The following is a 22,244-nucleotide window of genomic DNA, read 5'->3' on the forward strand; positions in this document are numbered from 1 at the left end:
AGAGTAAATAACTAATTATGTAGGTGGTGAATGGGATGGCAAAAAAAGATTTTTATGAGGTACTTGGATTGCAAAAGGGTGCCAGTGATGATGAAATAAAGAAAGCTTTCAGAAAGCTAGCTATAAAATATCATCCAGATAAAAATCAAGGAAACAAAGAAGCAGAAGAGAAATTTAAAGAAATAAACGAAGCATACCAGGTGTTGTCCGATCCTCAAAAGAAAGCACAGTACGACCAATTTGGTACCGCTGATTTTAATGGCGCTGGAGCAGGAGGCTTTGGAGGTTATGATGCAAGCGGTTTTGATTTCTCAGATTTAGGAGACATTTTTGGATCTTTTTTTGGAGGCGGATTTTCACAAGGCGGAAGCGGTAGAAGAAATGGTCCTGAAAGAGGAAATGATATGGAATATTCCATAAATTTAACCTTTGAAGAAGCCGTTTTTGGGGTAGATAAAGAAATATCCATTACTAGAAGTGAAACCTGTGAAACCTGTCATGGAACTGGGGCAAGACCGGGAACATCTCCAAAAACTTGTGATAAATGCCATGGTACTGGACATATAAGAGTTCAAAGAAATACACCTCTTGGAAGTTTTGTAAGTGAAAGTATCTGTGATAAATGCGGTGGTAAAGGAACTATAATTTCAGAACCTTGTAATGATTGTCATGGAGCCGGTACTCAGAGAAAGAAGAGAAAGATAACAGTAAAGATACCAGCAGGAGTGGATACTGGAAATGTAATACCACTAAGAGGACATGGAGAACATGGAAGAAATGGTGGACCTGCTGGAGATTTGTATATAAATATAAGAGTAGCGTCTCATAAGGTCTTTAAAAGACAAAATTTTGATATATTTATAGATACTCACATATCTTTCGCAGATGCTGCTTTAGGTGTTGAAATTAGGGTTCCAACCATAGATGGAGATGTAAAATATACAGTTCCAGCTGGTACTCAACCGGGAACAAGATTTAGACTTAGAAGTAAGGGTGTACCTAGAGTTAATGGAAGTGGTAGAGGAGATCAATACGTAAGAGTAATAGTAGACATACCAAAGACATTAAATGAAAGGCAGAAAGAAGCTCTTAAACTGTTTGAAGAGGCAAGTGGAGAAACTTCAGAAGCTGGTGGTAAAAAGTCTTCTTTTTATGATAAATTAAAACATGGCTTTAAATAGGGTATTCGAAAATAAATAACAAGGCAATGACGCCTAAGTTGAAGTTAAGTTTTATAAATTTAAAAATCGTACATATTATGTGCGATTTTTTTGATATAATAATACTAGGGATAAGTATTATTAAATAAAAATAATTTTAGGGGGGTTTTTATGAGAATAAGTTTAGAAAGTGATGATATCAAAAAGTTACGGGGCTTAATTACTAGTAGAATAGATGAACTAAGATATGATATAAGTGATGAAATGCAATATGGGGAAGATGAAGTTAGGAAAGTAATAAGAGAATACAAGGCTCTTCTTAAGAAAATTGATGAGCAAATAGAGAAAGCTGGTGTGATAAAATAAAATTTATAATTTTTGCGCATTTCGGTTAAGAATTTTAGGTTTTGCCTAAAATAATAGATATAAGAAAATTACATGAATTTTCTTATATGCCGGAATGCTTTTTCATTGCGTAAAATTCTTAAATTACTAATTGAAGGTTATTTATTTCACTTGCTATTTTTTTTTAGATGACTTACTATAGATTATTATATGAAAAGATTTAGACTAGGTTATTATATTATGTTTATACTTAAAGTAAAATCAAGCAGTGTAGCTTTAGAATACATGAGATACAAATTGGAGGTTTGAAAATAATGGAAAAAGAATGGCTAGAGGTTAGCATAATTACAACTAGTGAAGCCGTAGAGGCTGTTAATGGAATATTATATAATACAGATGTTAAAGGAGTTTCCATAGAAGATCCTAACGATATAGAGTTTAAAAAGAAGCATCCTGGTGACTGGGATTATTTTGATGAAACGCTTTTAAAGGTAAAAGATGGAACTACCATAAAGGCATATTACAAAGAAGATGAAAATTTTAATGAATACATAGAATATATAAAAAAATCCATAGATAACCTCGGTGAATTTGGTATAGATAAAGGAGCTGGAGTTGTTACTGTAAATACAGTAAATGAAGCTGATTGGGAAAATAACTGGAAAAAATACTATAAGCCAACTAAAGTTGGAGCAAGAGTTGTAGTAAAACCTATTTGGGAAGATTACGAGAAAGAAGATTATGAGCTGATTGTGGAACTTGATCCAGGAATGGCTTTTGGGACCGGTACCCATGAAACTACAAGAATGTGTGTTCAGGCTTTAGAAAAATATATTAAAAATGATTTAACAGTATTTGATATAGGAACGGGTTCAGGAATACTTGCTATTACTGCTGCAAAATTGAATGCTAAAAAAGTTATAGGTGTGGATTTAGATATTGTTGCTGTGGATTCAGCAAAACAAAATGTAAAATATAATGATATAAATAACATTGAAATTATACATGGTAACCTTATGGAGGTTGTTCATGGAAAAGCTAATATTGTAGTTGCAAATATAATAGCAGACATAATAATGCTGCTTACTCCAGATGTACTTAAATTTCTAGAAAAGGGAGGTTATTTTATTTCCTCTGGTATAATAAAAGATAGAGCTGAAGAAGTTATCGCTACTCTTAAGAAAAATAGATTCGATATACTTGAAGTAAATAATCAAGGCGAATGGATATGTATAGTAGCTCAACTTTAACCATTAGTAGGGAGAGTGTAGGATTTTATGCATAAGTTTTTTGTGCCTGAAAACAATATTAATGATAGCATTGCCATTATTACAGGGGACGATGTTAAGCATATTTATAAAGTATTAAGGCTTAAAATAGGAGATAAAATAAATATAAATAATTGTATTGGAAAAGAATTTCTTGGAGAAATAAAAACTATAGATAAGACAATGATTACCTGTAATATCATTGAAAATATCAATATTAATAATGAAAGCAATATTAATATTCATTTATATCAGGGCTTACCTAAGGCTGTAAAAATGGAACTGATAACTCAAAAAGCCACAGAACTTGGTGTAATGTCAGTTACTCCTGTTATAACGGAACGGGTTATAGTAAAAAATGAGCTGAGTGAGTCAAAAAAAATAGAAAGATGGAATAAAATAGCACTGGAAGCTTGCAAACAAAGTAAGAGAACTATTATACCGGAAGTTAAAAATATAATTAAATTTAATGATTTTTTAAAGGAAGTAGAGGACTTTGATTTAGTAGTTGTACCCTATGAGAATGAAAAAAATCAAGGCATCAGGAATATGATTGGGTCCTTAGAAGGAAAGCAAATAAAGACCATAGCCATAATGGTTGGACCAGAAGGTGGCTTTGAAGAGGAAGAGATAAAGAAATTGAAGGAAATTGGTGCATATATAGTGACTTTAGGACCAAGAATTTTAAGGACAGAAACTGCAGGCTTTGTATGTTCCTCTTTGTTAATGTATGAGCTAGGAGATATTGGAGGAGAAATTTAATGAAGGTTGCTTTTGTTACATTAGGATGCAGAGTAAATCAGTACGAAACTGAGGCCATGGCAGAAAAATTTATAAAAGAAGGTTACCAGGTTGTAACACATAGTAATGCGGCAGATGTATATGTTATAAATACTTGTACAGTTACTAATATGGGTGACAGGAAGTCCAGGCAAATGATAAGTAAAGTTAAGAAGTTAAATGGAGAGGCTATAATTGCTGTAGTTGGATGTTACTCACAGGTTGCCTCTAATAAAATATCCAAAATAGATGGGGTAGATGTTATTCTGGGTACAAAAAATAAAGGACAAATTGTATATTTTGTAAATAGAGCAATGAATGAGAAAAAGCAAATCATAGCAGTAAAGGATGTATTTACTGATAAGGCTTTTGAAGAGTTAAATATAGAGGAATACCAGGATAAAACAAGAGCTTTTCTTAAAATACAGGATGGATGTAACAGATTCTGTTCCTATTGTTTAATACCCTATGCAAGAGGTGGTGTGTGCAGTAAGGAGCCTGAAAAGGTATTAGAAGAAGTAAAAAAATTGGCTGATCATGGGTTTAAAGAAATTATTTTGTCAGGAATACATACAGCCTCCTATGGGGTAGATATAAAAGGAAATTATAATCTTGTAAGTCTATTAGAAGAAATAGATAAAATACAGGGAATTAATAGAGTGAGAATAGGTTCTATTGATCCTACTTTTTTTACTGAGGGAGTTATTGAAAGAATATCTTCTCTAAAAAAACTTTGTCCTCATTTTCATCTCTCTCTTCAAAGTGGATGTGATGAAACGCTTGAAAGAATGAATAGAAAATACACTTCTGAGGAATATAAAAATATAGTTAGAGATCTTAGGAATAGTATTAAAGATGTGTCTATTACTACAGATGTAATTGCAGGCTTTCCTGGAGAAACAGATGAAGAATTTAATATTACCTATAATTTTTTAAAGAAAATAAAATTATCAAAAATGCACATATTTAAGTATAGTCCGCGAGAGGGAACTAAGGCTGCTGAAATGAAAAATCAAGTTGATGGAAATACAAAAGAGAAAAGAAGTAAGGCTTTAATAGAATTAAATAATGGATTAGAGAGAGAGTTCAATAGTAGATTTATAGGTACTAAAGCGGAGGTACTTTATGAAGATGTTTTCAAGGAAGATAATAATTTGTACGAAGGCTATACTCCAAACTATATAAAAGTAGTTTCAAGATCAAATAAAAACCTGTGTTCAAAAATAGAAAATACCAAATTACTTGAAATTGAAGATGAATATCTAACTGGGGAAATCATAAATTAAACCTACATTTGGCAAGTAATTCTCGTAAATATTGATGTCACTAAATTTACTTGTAAAATTTTTTTATAAAGAAAATTAATTGTTATCAATGATTTGCTGAATTACTTGTGGATTGGAGTTAGAAGAATATACGATTCACTGACTAGTTATTTATTTACCATGCCTAAAGGAAAATGAACTATTCTGTTGAATAAATAATATAGGGAGATGATAAAATGGAAGATTGTCTATTTTGTAAAATCATAAAAGGTGAAATACCTTGTGATAAAGTATATGAGGATGATAAGGTACTTAGTTTTAAGGATATAAATCCAGAAGCACCAGTTCATGTGTTAACTGTACCTAAAAAACATATTAGCAGTACAAATGATTTAAAAGCTGAAGATGAAGAGCTTGTAGGATATATTTATACTGTAATGGTAAAAATTGCTAAGCAATTGGGTATATCAGAGAAAGGTTATAGGATAATATCAAATTGTGGAGAAGATGCTGGTCAAACAGTATCACATATACATTTCCATCTTTTAGGAGGCGGAAAATTAGATTAGCTTTTAGATAGAAAATAAAAAACAATTTACAGATTTTATGGAAAATATTCTTTATTACATTTGAAATTGTTGACATTAATAAATATAATGTTGTATAATAAACAATGTGCTACTTAGCCCATATAGAAGCTAGTTTAAATTTAAGATTTGAATTGTACTAGCGGAGGGAGGGATACAGATGTCAGAAATTAAAGTTGGAGAAAATGAAACATTAGAAAGTGCTTTAAGAAGATTTAAGAGAAAATGTGCTAGAGCTGGAGTTCTCTCAGAAGTGAGAAAGAGAGAGCATTATGAAAAACCTAGCGTAAAGAGAAAGAAAAAATCAGAAGCTGCTAGGAAAAGAAAGTTTAAATAGGGTTTTGAAAGAAGGTAGACGTATGTCCCTTAAGGAAAAGCTACAGCAGGATTGGAAAGATGCCTTAAAAGGTAGAGATAAATTTAAGGTCAATGTGATCAGTATGGCCAAGGCTGCTATTTTACAAATTGAAAAGACAAAGGCAGTTAAATTAAATGACGAAGAAGTTATTGAGGTTTTGGCAAAGGAAGTTAAGTCAAGACGCGACGCTTTGCTTGAATTTGAAAAAGGCAAACGACAGGATTTGGTTGATACAGCTAATGCTGAAATTGAAATTCTTATGAGTTACCTTCCTCAGCAATTAACAGAAGATGAGTTAAAAGATATAATAAAAGGTGCAGCTAGTGAAGTTGGCGCTAATAGCATAAAAGATATGGGAAAAATTATGGCTGCTATAATGCCTAAAACTAAGGGACGTGCTGATAACAGTATGATTAGTAGCTTGGTAAAGGAATATTTAAAATAAGTAATGTAATATGTTAAGTCCGGTTTCGCCGGGCTTTTTATTTTTTTGAGTAATTAATTTGATTTTCCTTTCATAAATTTACATGAGAGCATTTTTGTAGGTTAGAGGGTTAGAGGTATGCAAAATAAGATTTCAAAGGTAAAAAAGAATCTGGCTGAAAAATTAGATATACCTAGAGATGTTGTTTTAAATATACCTAAGATAATCATAGTTGGGAATGATGAAATAACTATCGAAAATCATCATGGAATTTTACAGTTTAGTGATAATTTCATCAGAATAAAATCTAGCCTTGGTAATATAGGTGTACAGGGAAGTGGTTTTGAAATTCTATTTATTTCAGGTACTACTATAGTGCTAAGTGGCATTTTTAAGTCTGTGGAATATGAGGGGAAATAAAATGGGAAATAAATTTAATTTTAAAGAGTATAAAAATGGAACTATAACGGTACAGCTTCAATCTAAAGAAATTGAGAGAATTATAAATGTGATGTGGAGCCATGGTATAGTAATAAAAAATATAAAGAGAAATAGTATAAATGTTATAACCTTTGATACAAGCTTTAATAATTACTATAAGGTAAAAGAATTAGCTACAAGGACTAAAAGTAAAATAAAGATAATAAATAGAAGAGGTATGATATTTCTTAAAATGAAACTAAAGAATAGAATAGCTATGGTTCTGGGTATATTTATTTTTATAGGAATTATATCCTATTTATCAAATTATATATGGGGTATTGATATAACTACTGAAAAAAATATTGCACCCTATGAAATAAGAGATGAACTTAAGAATATTGGCATAGCTCCCGGCATAAATAAAAAGAATATAAATGTATATGATATAGAAGAAAAACTAAAGACTAATAATGAAAATATAATGTGGGTAAGAGTAAGAATACAAGGCTCTAAGCTTAAGGTAACAGCTACGGAAAGGCAGTCACCTCCTGAGGTAATTAATGATGATTCACCTTGTAATCTTGTAGCAAAAAAAGATGGCCAGATAGTGCGAATCTATACAAAGGCTGGAACTGCTGTGGTTAAGCAGGGTGATATAGTTAGAAAAGGTCAGCTTATTGTTAAAGGTGAGCAGGGAAATGAAGGGAGTACTTATCAGGTACATGCTAGTGGCAGTGTTATAGCTAAAATCTATTATGAAGAAACAAGAGAAGTTCCATTGTCTAGAACGGAAAAAAATAGGACAGGTAATAAGATTGTAAATTATTATATATCTATATTTGGCAAAAAATTTTATTTAAAAAATAGTTTAAATAAATTTGCCAAATATGATAAAATAGAAGAAAATGATAATTTCATAAAAAAGGAAATATACTGTGAGGTCAAAGAAAAAAATATTAAAACAGATCCTAAAGTTGCTGTGAACCAAACCGCAGATGCTATATATCAAAATTTAGTGATAAATTTTAATAAGTCTGTTAATATTATTGATAAAGTAGTAGAGAGTAGTGTTCAGGGAAATATGTGCAAAGTAAGAGTGTTAGTAACTACAGAAGAAGATATAGCAGAAACTGCAAAATAGATGATAATAAATAGTAAAAAATGTTTTAGATAAACAAAAGGGTGAATTATATGAAATTATTAAGTTTGATAAAAGGAAAAAATGCGAGAAAAGTATATATCTTTTTTATTACATTTGCTATAATCTATGGGATTATGCTTACTTCTCTTGTAACTCAGAAATATGATCTTAAAGAGGGCGATATAGCTAAAGTAGATATTAAAGCTTCAAGGGAAGTAGAAGATAAATTGGCTACTGATGCCCGAAGAAAGCAGGCCACAGATTCTGTAGGCCAACAGTATAATAAAAAGACAGAGGTAGAGGGAACTTCAGAGGTAGATTTAAATACTAATTTTGACAAAATAAATAATATTAGAAATTCCAATGCAGATATAAACCAAAAAGCTTCTAATATTAAAAATTCTATACCTTATAATTTATCGGATATTGAGATTAATAATTTAATTTCAATGAGTAAAGATGATTTTAATAGTTTTCAAGCTTTAATTATAAAAAATATTAAGGGAATATACTCTAATGACATAAGAGAAGGTAATAGTGATGATGTTAAGAAAGCTCAAGATTATATAAATTTGCAATTTAGTAATTCTAAATTCAATAAAGATATAATTGATTTGGGGACTATAATATCTAATTCTTACATAAAGCCCAATCTTTTTTTAGATGAAGATAGAACACTAGAAATGAGAGATAGTGCCGAAAAGAAAGTATCACCTGTTATAATAAAAAAGGATCAGATTATTGCCAAAGAAGGAGAACCGGTAACAAAGGAACAATTACAAATGTTGCAGGATTTGGGACTTTTAGATAATAATAATAGTTCAAATTGGTTTATCTATATTAACCTTGCAGTATTGATTTTCATTATATTGCTTATAGAGGTATTTTATTTATATAGATATCATGAGAGATTGTTTGAGGATAATAGTAAATTAATACTTATATTTTTACTTAATGTGATTTCTTTAATTTTAGCTAGGTCTATATATATTATTTCTCCATTTTTGATTCCTTTAGCGTGTATGCCTATGCTTTTAATACTTCTAATAGATGATAGGGTATCTTTATTTATAAGCATACTTAATTGTATACTTATTAGTGTAGTAGTTGAATTTAATACACAAATAACGCTGATTTCTATAACTAGTGCATTGCTTCCGGCTATTGTTTTAAGAAAAATGCAGATGAGAAATGATATATTATATTCTTCTATTTACATAGCAGTGATAAATGCTATAATTACATTTTCAGTAGGTTTTTTAATTAGTAATAATGTTATAGATGTACTTACAATAACAGGATTTTCATTTCTAGGTGCATGCATTTCAGCTATATTAACTGTAGGTTTTCTACCATTTTTGGAAAGTGTATTCGACATTGTAACCACAGTGAAACTTTTAGAATTGTCCAATCCAAATCAACCTTTATTGAGAAGATTGCTAATGGAAGCTCCTGGTACTTACCATCACAGTATTTTAGTGGCCAATATTGCAGAAGTTGCAGCGGAGAATATTGGAGGTAATCCGGTACTTACCAGGGTATGTGCCTATTATCATGATATTGGAAAAATAATGCGACCTTATTTTTTTAAAGAAAATCAAATTGGAAATGATAATCCTCATGATAAAATATCACCTAATTTAAGTGCTCTGGTTATAATTTCCCATGTAAAGGAAGGCCTGGAGCTTGCAAGGGAATATAAATTACCTAAAACAATACAAGATACTATAGCCGAACACCACGGGACCACTTTAGTTAAATATTTTTACATAACCATGAAGAATTCCAGTGAAAATCCAAAGGATGTAAATGAAGAAAATTTTAAATATCCAGGTCCTATTCCTAAAACTAAAGAAAATGCTGTAATAATGCTGGCGGACTGTGTGGAAGCGTCAGTGAGATCAATTTCTAATCCTACAAAAGGTAAGATTGAAGAAATGGTTAATAATATAATAAGAGATAGATTAAATGAAGGACAGCTTGATAACTGTGATTTAACTTTAAAGGATATAGATATTATAAGAAAATCTTTTTTAAAAACGTTAAATGGTATTTATCATCAGAGAATTGAATATCCTATAGATAAATCTCAAATAAAGAAATGAGGGAGAAATTTTCCATGATTTTTATTGATAACAGACAGGATAAAATAGACTTTTCCTCGGAGAATGAAAAAACAATAAAGGATATAATTGATTATTCACTTAAAGAAGAAGGAGTGAATATGCCTTACGAGATTTCTGTTATTTTAATTGATAATAGGGAAATAGAAGAAATAAATGGTGAAATGAGAGGTATTCACAAAATAACGGACGTTCTGTCTTTTCCTATGCTGGAATATCCAGAGGGAAAGGTATATAAACAAGTTTATGGAGAAAATAAATTTGAAGAAATTTTTCTAGATGAGGGGATGATTGTACTAGGAGATATAGCATTATCTTTAGAAAAAGCAAAGGCTCAGAGCATAGAATTTGATCATTCTTTTATAAGAGAATGTGCGTATTTAACTATTCACTCAGTACTTCACTTAATGGGATATGATCATATAAAGGAAGAAGATAAAGTAGTAATGAGAAAGAGAGAAGAAGAGATATTAAATAAATTCAACATAAACAGAATATAATGCTTCTAGGAGGATGCCTGGTTATGAAGGTAAAAAAGGTGGTAGATAGCTTTAACTATGCTATTGATGGAATACTGTATGCTGTGAGAACTCAAAGAAATATGAGAATAGACATGATAAGTGCTCTTCTAGTACTTACAGCCTGTTTTTTTACAGATTTGAGTAAAGTAGAAGTATTAATTGTAACTATAACTATTACTATGGTTATAAGTGCAGAAATGATAAATACTGCGGTGGAATGTACTGTAGATATGTCTGCAAATTATTATCATCCATTAGCAAAAATAGCTAAAAATGTAGCAGCTGGTGCAGTACTAGTTACAGCCGTAAATGCAGCTATAGTTGGCTACATTATATTTGGAGATAAATTGAGACCTGTATCATTTGTATTAATAGCAAAGATTAAGAACTCTAATCCCTATATGATATTTGTTATACTGGTAATTGTATCTATTACTACACTTATAATTAAAGCTGTGTTTGGAGAAGGTACACCCTTAAGAGGCGGAATGCCAAGTGGCCATAGTGCTATTGCTTTTGCAGTAGCTACTACCATCACCTTAATAGCACAGGAACCAACGGTGATTATATTAAGTTATTTTTTAGCCTTTATAGTTGCTCAAAGTAGAGTTGATTCTGAAGTACATTCCATACTTGAGGTGTTAGTTGGAGGGGTATTTGGCACACTTTTAACTATATTGCTCTTTAGATTGTTTGAATAGAAATTAACAATAGGAGATATTTATATATGGATTATAAAAAATTAATTTTAGAAGCATTAAAATACAGAGAAAGAGCTTATGCACCTTATTCAAAATTTAAGGTTGGAGCAGCTGTAATAATGGAGGATGGTAAAATATATTCAGGATGCAATATTGAAAATGCCTCCTATGGAGCAACAAATTGTGCTGAAAGAACTGCTATTTTTAAAGCTGTATCTGAGGGTGGAAAAACTATTAAAGCTATTGCTATTGTGGGAGATTTACATAATTATACATATCCTTGCGGCATATGCAGACAGGTTATTGAGGAATTTTCAGATTACAGTACAGATATAGTTTTGGCCAAAAATGAAAATGACTATATTGTAAAGAATTTTGGCGAAATATTACCAGGAGCATTTTCAAAAAAAGATTTAAATTAGGCATCATAAATAACTAAGGCATGTGAAAATAAATAGTAAGTCAAAGATGCGACGAATATTTTGAAGCATACAAGGAAGCAGGTTCCGATGATAGTGGGCTATCTGAGGGTTCTGCTGACGCAGTAGGATTCAAAATAGGCTAGCATACTGACTAGTTATTTATTTGAATATGCCTAACAGCTTTGAAAGTAAAATTTATTAGAAAATAAAAGGAGAAAATATGCATAAATCAGGTTTTGTTACAATTATAGGTAGACCGAATGTGGGAAAGTCCACTTTACTAAATTATATTATGGGTGAAAAACTGTCCATAGTATCTAGTAAGCCTCAAACTACAAGAAATAATATTCAAACAATATTAACAGACAAGAATTCTCAACTCATATTTGTAGATACACCGGGAATACATAAACCAAAGCATATGCTTGGAGAGTATATGGTTAAGGTTGCTACAGATTCTTTTAAGGATGTAGATTTGATAGTTTTTGTAACTACTCCAGATGTTACAATGGGAAGAGGTGATGAATTTATTTTAGAGCAGCTTAAGGAAATAAATATTCCTGTTTTTTTAGTTTTAAATAAAATAGACGAAACTACTCAGGAGAGAGTTGCAGAGACTTTAAAAAATTACTCTGAAAAATTTAATTTTAAAGAAATTATACCTATATCTGCAGCTAAGGGGAAAAATGTAGATAAACTTCTTGAAATAATGATAGAAAATATGCCAGAGGGACCACAATACTATCCTGAAGATATGCTGACAGATGTACAGGAAAGATTTGTTATAAGTGAAATTATAAGAGAAAAGGCACTAAGGCTTTTAACAGAGGAAGTACCACATGGCGTAGCTGTAGAAATAATGTCAATGAAGCTGAATGATAATAACAAATATAATATTGAAGCTACTTTATTTTGTGAGAAAAATTCTCATAAGGGAATTATAATAGGCAAGAATGGCAGTATGTTGAAAAAAATTACTAAGTATTCAAGAGAAGATATAGGAGAATTTTTGAAAATAAAAGCTAATTTAAAAATTTGGGTTAAAGTAAAAAAGGAATGGAGAGATAATCCATTTCTACTAAATGAATTAGGATATAAAAAAATAAAAAAATAATTAATTCTAAGAAAAAAGGATAGAATATAGATAGTGGGGTGATTTTCTGTCTATATTTAATAGCAGAGGCGTAGTTATAAAGAGCCAGGGTATAAAAGAAAATGACAAAATTTTATGGATATTTACAGAAAAATTTGGTAAAATAACTGTAATAGCAAAAGGTTCAAAAAAAAATAAAAGTAAGCTTATGCCTATTTCACTGCTTTTTTGTTTTGCCAATTATACTTTATTCAAGGGTAAGAGTATGTTTAATATAAATGAAGGTGAAATAATAGATTCCTTTCAGGAATTTTTATCTGACTTAGATACATTAACTTATACTTCTTATCTTTGTGAGTTAATTGATTTATCAATGACTGAAGGTGAGAGCAATAGAGCACTATTTAAAACATTTGTTACTGCTTTTTATCTTATAAAAAATAAGGTTGGGGATATAGAAACTCTTACTAGGGCTTTTGAAATTAAGCTTTTAACATTGACTGGGTATGGTTTTAATTTAGATTATTGTGTAAAATGTAGAAAAAAGTTATCTGTTTCTAATTATTTTAGTTATCAATATTATGGTGGTATTTGTAATCAATGTGAAAAAGATAATGGAAAAAACATAAGTTTTGCTGCTTTTAAAGCGTTGAATTATTTATCTAAATTATCTATGGATAAAGTCTACAGAGTTAATCTTGATAGTAAAATTAAGGATGAAATCTACAAAATTTTAAGCGACTTAATTTTACAAAGTTATGGGAAAAAACCAAAGAGCTTAGAAATATTAAATAGTTTAAGAGGGAGTGATTAATGTGGCAGAAATAACATTAGAAAAAATTGACATTGTAAGAGAAAGAACAGGAGTATCTTATACTGAGGCAAAAGCAGCATTAGAGGCTACAGATGGAAATGTGGTAGATGCACTGATATATATTGAAAAAAATGCAAAAACTACTAAGGAACAGATTTATACATCAAAAGAAGAATTTATTGAATGGATAAAAGGGATTATACGAAAAGGAAATGTAACAAGAATTGTAGTAAGAAAAGATGAAAAAATTCTTGTGGATATACCTGTAAATGCAGGTGTAGCAGCAGGTGTTGCTATAATGGCAGCACTGCCAGCATTACTTGCTGTAATATTTTTAACTGCTGTAATTACTAAAGTCACTGTAGAAATCACAAAAGAAGATGGAAGTGTAGAGGTAGTTAATAAAATTATAAAAGATGCTGTTTCAAATGTAAAAGATAAAGCAACAGAAGTTAAAGATAAATTTACTAAGGATCAATCTAATGGAAATAAGTCAGATGATAGTAATTCATATCAATATACTGTAAAGTTTGAAGATGTAGATAAAGAAGATAAGGAAGACAAGGAAGATAAGGAAGATAAGGAAGATAAGGAAGACAAGTAAATAATAATTGTTGAGTAACTCCGTTAGAAGGTATAAATTATTTTAACTTTATGCCTTCTAACGGAGTGATTTTTTGTTGATGTCCTGCATTAAAATCACATAAAAATGAAAAGTGTTATACAATTAAAATGAATTAAATGATATAATTGGACAAAATAATTTTTTGCCAATATGATGTATATTAAAATTGTGCAAAAATGAAAAGTGCTATACAATTAAAATGAATTAAGTGTTATAATTAGAATGTAAGATTTAGAAAGAGGGTGCGTCAATCATTAAATTATCACAAAGGCAAAAGGAAATAATAGATTTAGTAAAAGAAAAACAGCCTATAACCAGCGAGCAGTTAGCAGGAAAATTAAACTTGACAAGAGCAGCCTTAAGACCTGATCTTGCAATTCTTACAATGACGGGAATATTGGAAGCAAAACCTAAAGTTGGTTATATTTATTCAAAAAAGCCATCATATAGCATATTATATGATTATATAAGAAATATAAAAGCAAAAGATATAATGTCTAAACCAGTAGTTATGGACGAAGAAACTAAAGTTTATGATGCTATTGTATACCTGTTCTTAAATGATGTGGGGACATTGTTTATTGAAAACAAAGGATATCTTGTAGGTGCGGTATCCAGGAAAGATTTTTTGAAAACTGCTATTGGTGGAACAGATATGCATCAGGTGCCAACAGGTGTCATAATGACTAGAATGCCAAATATAATTTGGGTAGAAGCAGGAGATTCCGCCTATTTAGCAGCTAAAAAAATAATAGAACATGAGGTAGATAGCTTGCCTGTAGTTGAAAAAGTTATTGAAGGAAGTAAAGAATTATACAAAATTGTAGGAAAAATATCTAAGACAAATATAACAAAATTATTCGTAAAACTTGGAAATGATGTTTAGATCAGGGGTTTAATTTAGTCTATCTAATTAATTTTATTAGAATAAATAGAAAGTTAATAAAGGGGGATATGACTATGGAAAATAAAAAATATGTGTATCTTTTTAGTGAGGGGAATGCTAGAATGCGAAATCTATTAGGAGGAAAAGGTGCTAATTTAGCAGAAATGACTAATTTAGGTATACCAGTTCCTCAAGGTTTCACAATAAGTACAGAGGCTTGTATAAAGTATTATGAGGATGAAAAAAATGTGTCTGATGACATAATTATTCAAATAAATAAGGCTATACAAGAAATCGAAAAAATTACATGTAAACGTTTTGGCAATTCGGATAATCCGCTACTTTTGTCAGTAAGATCTGGTGCACGAGTTTCTATGCCGGGAATGATGGATACTATTCTTAATTTAGGGTTAAACGATATTACTGTGGAAAAAATAGTGAAATTAACTAATAACATAAGATTTGCGTACGATTCCTATAGAAGATTTATTCAAATGTTTTCTGATGTGGTTATGGGAATTGAAAAGAGGAAATTTGAGGATTTAATTGATAAAGCGAAAGAAGAGAAGAAAGTTAAATTTGATACTGAATTAGACGAAAATGATTTAAAAAAATTAGTGGTTCAGTATAAAAAACTTTATGCTGAAGAAATAGGAAAACCTTTCCCAGAAGATCCAAAAGATCAACTTATAGAATCTGTAACAGCTGTTTTTAGATCATGGAATAATCCCAGGGCTATAGTATATAGAAGATTAAACGACATACCGGGAGAATGGGGCACTGCTGTAAACGTTCAAACTATGGTATTTGGCAATATGGGTAATACTTCAGGCACTGGTGTGGCATTTACAAGGAATCCAGCCACAGGAGAAAATAAAATATTTGGTGAATATCTTATAAATGCTCAGGGGGAAGATGTAGTTGCTGGTATAAGAACTCCACAGCCAATTACAAAACTTAAAGAAGATTCACCACAGTGTTATGAAGAATTTATAAATATAGCACACAGTCTGGAAAATCACTATAAAGATATGCAGGATATGGAGTTTACCATAGAACAGGGAAAATTATATTTTCTTCAAACAAGAAATGGTAAGAGAACTGCACAGGCTGCTTTGAAAATAGCAGTAGACATGGTTAATGAAGGTTCACTTACTAAAGAAGAAGCTATTCTAAAGGTTGAACCAAAACAGTTAGAAACACTGCTGCATCCTGCTTTTGATACAGATGAAATTAAAAAGGCTACCTGTATAGCCAAAGGTTTGCCAGCATCACCAGGGGCTGCTTGTGGTAAGGTCTATTTTACTGCAGAAGATGCAAAAGAACAACATGAAAAAGGAGAAAAAGTAGTGCTTGTAAGGCTTGAAACATCTCCAGAAGATATTGAGGGAATGGTTGCAGCAGAAGGTATACTTACAGTAAGGGGAGGTATGACTTCTCATGCTGCGGTAGTTGCAAGAGGTATGGGAACTTGCTGCGTGGCAGGCTGCGGCAAGATAAATATCGACGAAGAAAAAAAAGTATTTCAGGTTGGTGGAAAACAGTATTCTGAAGGAGATTATATTTCTTTAGACGGAAGTACTGGAAATGTATATGGTGAAGCTATAAAAACTACTTTACCTGAAATTAGCGGTGATTTCGAAATCTTTATGAAATGGGCAGATGATATTAAGAAGCTTCAGGTTAGAACAAATGCTGATACACCTAAGGAAGCTGCGGAAGCAGTTAAATTTGGAGCCAAGGGTATAGGGCTATGCAGAACTGAGCATATGTTCTTTGAAGAAGATAGAATTCCAGCTGTAAGAGAAATGATAGTAGCAACTACTGTAGAACAGAGAAAGAAAGCCTTAGATAAGTTATTGCCAATGCAAAAGAAAGATTTTATAGGTATATATGAAGCTATGGAAGGTAAACCTGTAACTATAAGATTTTTGGATCCACCACTGCATGAATTTCTCCCATCTGAAGAAGAAGATATAAGAGCACTATCAAAGGAAATGGGGATAAGTTTTGATGAACTTAAAATTACAGTAGCTTCGCTGCATGAGTTTAATCCTATGATGGGTCATAGAGGATGCAGACTTACTGTATCCTATCCTGAGATTGCACAGATGCAAACTACTGCTATTATAGAGGCGGCTCTTGAAGTAAATAAAAGAAAAGGATTTAATATAGTACCTGAGATTATGATTCCCCTTGTTGGTGAAATAAAAGAGCTAAAATTTGTTAAGGATATAGTGTTAAAAACTGCAAATGAAATAATTGATAAAAGTGGAGAAAAACTTAAATATAGTGTGGGAACTATGATAGAAATACCAAGGGCTGCTCTTACAGCAGATGAAATTGCAAAAGAAGCAGAATTCTTTTCCTTTGGAACAAATGATTTAACTCAAATGACATTTGGATTTTCTAGAGATGATGCAGGTAAATTTTTAGATGACTATTATGAAAATAAAATATATGAGTTTGACCCTTTTGAAAAATTAGATCAAATCGGAGTAGGAAAGCTTGTAAAAATAGCAGCAGAACTTGGAAAGAAAACTAGACCAGATATACATCTTGGTATATGTGGAGAACATGGAGGAGATCCATCCTCAGTTGAATTTTGCCATAACGTAGGGCTTGACTACGTATCTTGTTCACCATTTAGAGTACCTCTTGCAAGACTGGCAGCAGCACAAGCTCAGGTGAAAAATCCAAGGTAATAAACAGAGTTCTAGATATCAGTTTGAGTTCTTATCCAGTATTATTATTAGAATTAGAATATTAGGCGGTGCAGCAAGTGGCATCGCCTAAATCATTTTTTTATGAGATAATCATAGTAAATAGTTTTTCTCAATGAAATTTTTAAAACCATAAATCATTTCCAACTGTTTTTCTGTGTGTTTAACGGTTTTCTCCAGTAGGCTTATAAAAGCAGCTTTATTGCATTTATCTATGTTATTATAATAGTCTCTTGCAAGCTTCCAATACTTTTGTGGAAAACTAATATAGGATAAGATGTACCTGTAATCATCTATAGTTAAAGGAAGAGTATTTTCATATTCATACAGACAATTCACTAGAAGCTTTAAATCCCAATTTGTATTTTCACGCTTTAAAAATCTTCTAAGAAAATAGGAGATATCGTGAGCACAATAATCAATTTTACATTTATCAAAATCTATTATCCAGACCTTATTATCTATATCAAATATTATATTTTTATTTACAAAGTCTAAATGACAAAGAGATTTTCTCATATTATCAGAATTTATGTGTGAGGCTACATCATTGGATATTTTAGCTAAATTAATGCATATGTTAAAATTCTTAACAAATATGCTGGAAAAAACATCTTCATATTCAAAAGCCAAATTTGAATAGCTGAGTAATTGATGAAAATGTCTATTCATGGATGAAGATATGTCTTCATATCCAAGTCGCATATTACTTCCTGCTATGGGAAAAAAGTTTTCTGTAGCCTTATGCATTTCGGCTAAGGTTCTAGCAGATTCAATTATATGTGTAGTATTATCGTAGTCACACTTTTCACCTTCAATCCAGGAAGTTAGTATAAAGATCATATCATTATAGATAACAAATCTTCCCCCAGATTCTGTGGGGAGTATTCTTGGAACATTCAATTGAAATCTGTAAAGCCATTCAATACTGGAGTATACAAAGAGAAGTTCTTCCTTGGTATAGTAAACTTTTTTTAAACAATAGGCTTTAGAATTGGATTCTATTTTATATACAGCTCTTTGTTTATCAGTATCTTTAAACTTTACTTGGCAAATAGAAGCATCTTGTAGATTATACTTACTTAATATGAATTTCCTTAATTTATCTTCAGATAATAAAATATATTTTACAGCCGGTTGAGGCATAATTAACACTCCTTACATAAGAAATATTTAAATTAAGTGAACTTTATGCTAGTCTAATTTTTTTTCATAACTAAACCATCTTTAGAATACTATTACTTTTGTAGAAGATAGCTGTGCAATATTTTTAATTTAGTATTTTTTTATGTAGCTGACTTTACATTATAATCATATTAATAAAATTTTTATAATATACGTTTAAATGAAAGGTTATTAATAAAATAATGAATATTGAGCATATTATTTTAGAACAATATAAATAAAAAAAGGAGTTTTGGCAATTATTATAGAATAAGATATGTAGGATAGGTGATCAAAATGAGTATAAGAGAGATAATTGAGGAAAAAGAAAAGAAATCAATGAATATTTGCGGTACTATCTCTGTAAAGACAATAGGAAGAGAAATAAAAGAAGAACCTGATGAAATAAGAACTTCCTTTATGGTAGATAGAGATAGAATAGTTCACAGCAAATCCTTTAGAAGATTAAAACACAAAACTCAGGTCTTTATAAAACCCTTTGGTGACCATTATAGAACAAGACTTACCCATACGGTTGAAGTATCACAAATTGCTAGAACTATAGGAAAAGGTATAGGGTTAAATGAAGATCTTATAGAAGCCATTTCATTGGGACATGACATAGGACATGTGGCTTTTGCACATAATGGAGAAGAAATTCTAAATGAACTTTTACCAAATGGGTTTAGTCATAATATTAATAGCATAAGAGTACTTACTAAGCTTGAAAATCAAGGTAAAGGCTTAAACCTTACTAAAGAGGTATTAGATGGAATACTTAATCACAGTGGATTTTCTAACAAAAATAAAAGGGCATTTACTTTAGAAGGTCAAGTAGTTAAATATAGTGATAAAATTGCATATGTAAATCATGATATAGATGATTCCATAAGGGCGGGAATTTTACATGAGGAGGAATTACCAAAGGACTATATAGAAATCTTAGGAACTAACTGTAGTAATAGGGTAGATACTTTGGTTAAAGATTGTATATATAATACTCTTAAAAATATTGAAGAGGGTAAAATAGAAGTAAGTTTAAGTAAAGATATAGAATCAGCACTTTTAGGTCTTAGAAGCTTTATGTTTAAGAATGTATATAGTGGCAGTAAACTCAAGGTTGAAAGGAATAAAGCTAAGTTTATTCTTGAACAGGTATTTTTTTATTTTTTAAAGAATGAAAAAGAGCTTCCACAATTTTATAGAGGTATAGTTAATAGAGAGGGACTTTATCAAGGGGTTGCTGATTACATATCTGGAATGAGCGATGATTATTGCTTACTAACCTTTAATGAAAAATATGTACCCAAATTAGTAGTTTATTGAAATAATTAGAATAATTTATCATTTAATTTGGGCAAAATAGTTTGTGGATAATAAAATTAACAATAAATTAAATAAATTTTTAAAAATAAGAAGGAATTTAAAAGTTTTTGTCGAAATACTAGATGTTTGGTGTTAGGCATCTAAGAAAATAGGAAGGCAAAGGTGTTGGTATATTCTGTATCAGACCAGAATGCAGATTCCTATGATAATGCTGCATAGGGATTTAAAGAAGTATATGATGCAAAATAAACTAGCATACTGACTGATTATTTTTTTTGAGATGTCTTAAAATAATTAGTTGGGTGGGAGTGTGCTGGTGATACCTGAAGATGTTATAGAAAAAATTAAATATGAAAATGATATTGTAGATGTAATATCTGATACGGTTAAGCTTAAAAGAAGTGGTAGAAACTATATGGGACTTTGTCCTTTTCATAGCGAAAAGTCCCCTTCATTTAGTGTATCTGTGGATAAACAGATATATAAATGCTTTGGCTGTGGTGAAGCAGGAAATGTAATTACCTTTGTGATGAAAACAAAAAATTTGTCATTTATAGAAGCAGTAAAAACACTTGCGGAAAGAATTCATATGGATTTAGATTATTTAGAAAAGGGCAATAGCAAGAAAAAGAATGAAAATGATAAACTTTTTAAACTTAATGTAGATGCTGCAAGATTTTTTTTCTCTAATTTAAATTCAAATAAAATGGCGAAAAATTATTTCATAGGCAGAGGTATATTGGAGAGCACCATAAGAAGCTTTGGCTTAGGATATGCACTAAATGATTGGCATGGAATAATGAATTTCCTAAAGAAAAAAGGTTATTCTGATTTAGACCTATTAAATGCTGGTTTAATAATAAAAAATGAAAAGGGCAACAAATATGACAGATTCAGAAATAGGGTTATATTTCCTGTATTTGATTATAAAGGAAAAGTTATTGGCTTTGGGGGAAGGGTTTTAGATGATTCAAAACCAAAATATTTAAATTCACCAGAAACTGCCTTGTTTAAAAAGGGAATAAACCTATATGGATTAAATTTTGCACTGAAAAGAGACAATAAAAGAACATTTATAATAGTTGAAGGCTATATGGATTGTATAACTCTTCATCAATATGGAATTACTAATACAGTGGCTTCACTTGGTACTGCTCTTACGGTAAATCAAGCAAAACTTTTAAAAAGATATGCTGATAATATAATAATATCCTATGATGCAGACACAGCAGGTCAGACAGCTACTCTAAGAGGATTGAAGATATTAAGAGATGTAGGACTCGTTGTAAAAGTATTGAAGGTACCCGAAGGAAAGGATCCAGATGAATTCATAAGAAATAATGGTAAAGAGGCTTTTGAAGTGCTTATAAATAATGCTATGCCCATTATAGATTATAGAATTAAAATGGCAGGAGATAATATTAACTTTAAAAATAATGAGGAAATACCTGCATATATAAAGCAAATAGCTGATATTTTAATTGATCTAGATCCCATCGAAAAGGATGTTTATATTAAAAAAGTTTCAGAAAATACAGATATAAAAGAGCAAGCAATTTATGACCTTTTAAGTGAAGAAATGCATAAAAACACTAATGATTTACAAAACGTGAATAATATGGATAATTATGGACAAAAATTATATTTAGAGCCTGCTTATATTAAAGCGGAAAGACTTTTATTGAAACTTATGAATTTTAATAGAGAAGCATATGATTATATAACGGAAAAATTATCTTCTGATGATTTAAACTTAGAAAGTCATAAGAAAATATTCAATTTAATAATTGAAAATAGATCCCTAGATGAAGAACATAGAAAAAAGGCAATAGAAATGAAGTGTACTGACCCGGAAAGTTCTTCTGAATGGATAAATATTTGTGAAGAAAAATTTAATAATAATAATTGCGATATGGAAGAACTTATTGATGATTATATAATTAATGTTAAAAAATTTAAATTAGAGGAGTCAAAAAAGGAAATAATGAAAGAGATAAAGTATTATGAAACTAAGGGAATGGTTGAAAAATCTTTGGAGAAAGTAAAAGAGTTAAATATGATTCAAGAAGAAATAAATAACTTGCTATAAACACGA

At 30.5% G+C, this 22,244-nt stretch carries 22 protein-coding genes; 21 read left to right on the forward strand and 1 reads right to left on the reverse strand.

Annotation, left to right across the window (positions count from 1 at the left end):
* Window positions 1–35: 35 nt before the first annotated feature.
* The 19 genes from dnaJ (at window position 36) to ppdK (ending at window position 17,641) form a co-directional block, all read left to right on the forward strand.
* Window positions 36–1,181, forward strand: a complete 1,146-nt coding sequence (gene dnaJ, locus CLOPA_RS10355; protein WP_015615378.1) for a molecular chaperone DnaJ — start codon at window positions 36–38, stop codon at window positions 1,179–1,181.
* A gap of 150 nt (window positions 1,182–1,331) precedes the next feature.
* Window positions 1,332–1,526, forward strand: a complete 195-nt coding sequence (locus CLOPA_RS10360) for a hypothetical protein (RefSeq protein WP_015615379.1) — start codon at window positions 1,332–1,334, stop codon at window positions 1,524–1,526.
* 293 nt (window positions 1,527–1,819) lie between these two features.
* Window positions 1,820–2,755 (forward strand): 50S ribosomal protein L11 methyltransferase, encoded by a 936-nt coding sequence (gene prmA / locus CLOPA_RS10365; protein WP_015615380.1) that lies wholly within the window; start codon window positions 1,820–1,822, stop codon window positions 2,753–2,755.
* A gap of 27 nt (window positions 2,756–2,782) precedes the next feature.
* The gene (locus CLOPA_RS10370; RefSeq protein ID WP_015615381.1) at window positions 2,783–3,535 is read left to right on the forward strand and encodes a 16S rRNA (uracil(1498)-N(3))-methyltransferase; all 753 of its coding nucleotides are present in this window, start codon (window positions 2,783–2,785) and stop codon (window positions 3,533–3,535) included.
* Window positions 3,535–4,839, forward strand: coding sequence for a tRNA (N(6)-L-threonylcarbamoyladenosine(37)-C(2))-methylthiotransferase MtaB (gene mtaB, locus CLOPA_RS10375; RefSeq protein WP_015615382.1), 1,305 nt, complete (start codon window positions 3,535–3,537; stop codon window positions 4,837–4,839). The genes CLOPA_RS10370 and mtaB overlap by 1 nt, the downstream gene beginning before the upstream one ends.
* Window positions 4,840–5,054: 215 nt before the next feature.
* On the forward strand, window positions 5,055–5,387 hold the full coding sequence (locus tag CLOPA_RS10380; protein ID WP_015615383.1) for a histidine triad nucleotide-binding protein: 333 nt from the start codon (window positions 5,055–5,057) through the stop codon (window positions 5,385–5,387).
* Between the two features lie 178 nt (window positions 5,388–5,565).
* The gene (gene rpsU / locus CLOPA_RS10385; RefSeq protein WP_003441547.1) at window positions 5,566–5,742 is read left to right on the forward strand and encodes a 30S ribosomal protein S21; all 177 of its coding nucleotides are present in this window, start codon (window positions 5,566–5,568) and stop codon (window positions 5,740–5,742) included.
* Between the two features lie 22 nt (window positions 5,743–5,764).
* A complete protein-coding gene (locus CLOPA_RS10390) occupies window positions 5,765–6,208 on the forward strand; it encodes a GatB/YqeY domain-containing protein (RefSeq protein ID WP_015615384.1) in 444 nt (147 codons plus the stop codon).
* A 117-nt stretch (window positions 6,209–6,325) separates the two neighbouring features.
* The gene (gene yqfC / locus CLOPA_RS10395; RefSeq protein ID WP_015615385.1) at window positions 6,326–6,607 is read left to right on the forward strand and encodes a sporulation protein YqfC; all 282 of its coding nucleotides are present in this window, start codon (window positions 6,326–6,328) and stop codon (window positions 6,605–6,607) included.
* 1 nt (window position 6,608) lies between these two features.
* Window positions 6,609–7,751 (forward strand): sporulation protein YqfD, encoded by a 1,143-nt coding sequence (gene yqfD, locus CLOPA_RS10400; RefSeq protein ID WP_015615386.1) that lies wholly within the window; start codon window positions 6,609–6,611, stop codon window positions 7,749–7,751.
* Between the two features lie 50 nt (window positions 7,752–7,801).
* On the forward strand, window positions 7,802–9,856 hold the full coding sequence (locus CLOPA_RS10405) for an HD family phosphohydrolase (protein ID WP_015615387.1): 2,055 nt from the start codon (window positions 7,802–7,804) through the stop codon (window positions 9,854–9,856).
* A 14-nt stretch (window positions 9,857–9,870) separates the two neighbouring features.
* A complete protein-coding gene (gene ybeY, locus CLOPA_RS10410; RefSeq protein WP_015615388.1) occupies window positions 9,871–10,374 on the forward strand; it encodes an rRNA maturation RNase YbeY in 504 nt (167 codons plus the stop codon).
* Window positions 10,375–10,397: 23 nt separating this feature from the next.
* Window positions 10,398–11,096: a diacylglycerol kinase gene (locus CLOPA_RS10415; protein WP_015615389.1), complete on the forward strand. Its 699-nt coding sequence runs from the start codon at window positions 10,398–10,400 to the stop codon at window positions 11,094–11,096.
* 26 nt (window positions 11,097–11,122) lie between these two features.
* Window positions 11,123–11,518: a cytidine deaminase gene (locus CLOPA_RS10420; RefSeq protein WP_015615390.1), complete on the forward strand. Its 396-nt coding sequence runs from the start codon at window positions 11,123–11,125 to the stop codon at window positions 11,516–11,518.
* Between the two features lie 220 nt (window positions 11,519–11,738).
* Window positions 11,739–12,632: a GTPase Era gene (era, locus tag CLOPA_RS10425; protein WP_015615391.1), complete on the forward strand. Its 894-nt coding sequence runs from the start codon at window positions 11,739–11,741 to the stop codon at window positions 12,630–12,632.
* Between the two features lie 46 nt (window positions 12,633–12,678).
* The gene (gene recO / locus CLOPA_RS10430; protein ID WP_015615392.1) at window positions 12,679–13,425 is read left to right on the forward strand and encodes a DNA repair protein RecO; all 747 of its coding nucleotides are present in this window, start codon (window positions 12,679–12,681) and stop codon (window positions 13,423–13,425) included.
* Window position 13,426: 1 nt separating this feature from the next.
* Complete coding sequence (locus CLOPA_RS10435; protein WP_015615393.1) at window positions 13,427–14,029, forward strand: DUF4342 domain-containing protein; 603 nt, start codon at window positions 13,427–13,429, stop codon at window positions 14,027–14,029.
* A 271-nt stretch (window positions 14,030–14,300) separates the two neighbouring features.
* On the forward strand, window positions 14,301–14,936 hold the full coding sequence (locus CLOPA_RS10440) for a helix-turn-helix transcriptional regulator (protein WP_015615394.1): 636 nt from the start codon (window positions 14,301–14,303) through the stop codon (window positions 14,934–14,936).
* A 74-nt stretch (window positions 14,937–15,010) separates the two neighbouring features.
* Window positions 15,011–17,641 carry a pyruvate, phosphate dikinase gene (gene ppdK, locus CLOPA_RS10445; protein WP_015615395.1) on the forward strand — a complete coding sequence of 877 codons (2,631 nt, stop codon included), beginning with the start codon at window positions 15,011–15,013 and terminating at the stop codon, window positions 17,639–17,641.
* Window positions 17,642–17,752: 111 nt separating this feature from the next.
* Here ppdK and CLOPA_RS10450 read toward each other — a convergent pair whose 3' ends face one another.
* Complete coding sequence (locus tag CLOPA_RS10450; protein ID WP_015615396.1) at window positions 17,753–18,805, reverse strand: CotS family spore coat protein; 1,053 nt, start codon at window positions 18,803–18,805, stop codon at window positions 17,753–17,755.
* Window positions 18,806–19,120: 315 nt separating this feature from the next.
* On the opposite strand from CLOPA_RS10450, the gene CLOPA_RS10455 reads away from it, so the two are divergent.
* Complete coding sequence (locus tag CLOPA_RS10455; RefSeq protein WP_015615397.1) at window positions 19,121–20,149, forward strand: deoxyguanosinetriphosphate triphosphohydrolase; 1,029 nt, start codon at window positions 19,121–19,123, stop codon at window positions 20,147–20,149.
* Between the two features lie 316 nt (window positions 20,150–20,465).
* Complete coding sequence (gene dnaG / locus CLOPA_RS10460; RefSeq protein ID WP_015615398.1) at window positions 20,466–22,238, forward strand: DNA primase; 1,773 nt, start codon at window positions 20,466–20,468, stop codon at window positions 22,236–22,238.
* The last annotated feature ends 6 nt before the right edge of the window (window positions 22,239–22,244 follow it).

Source organism: Clostridium pasteurianum BC1 (assembly GCF_000389635.1).
Classification (GTDB): domain Bacteria; phylum Bacillota; class Clostridia; order Clostridiales; family Clostridiaceae; genus Clostridium_I; species Clostridium_I pasteurianum_A.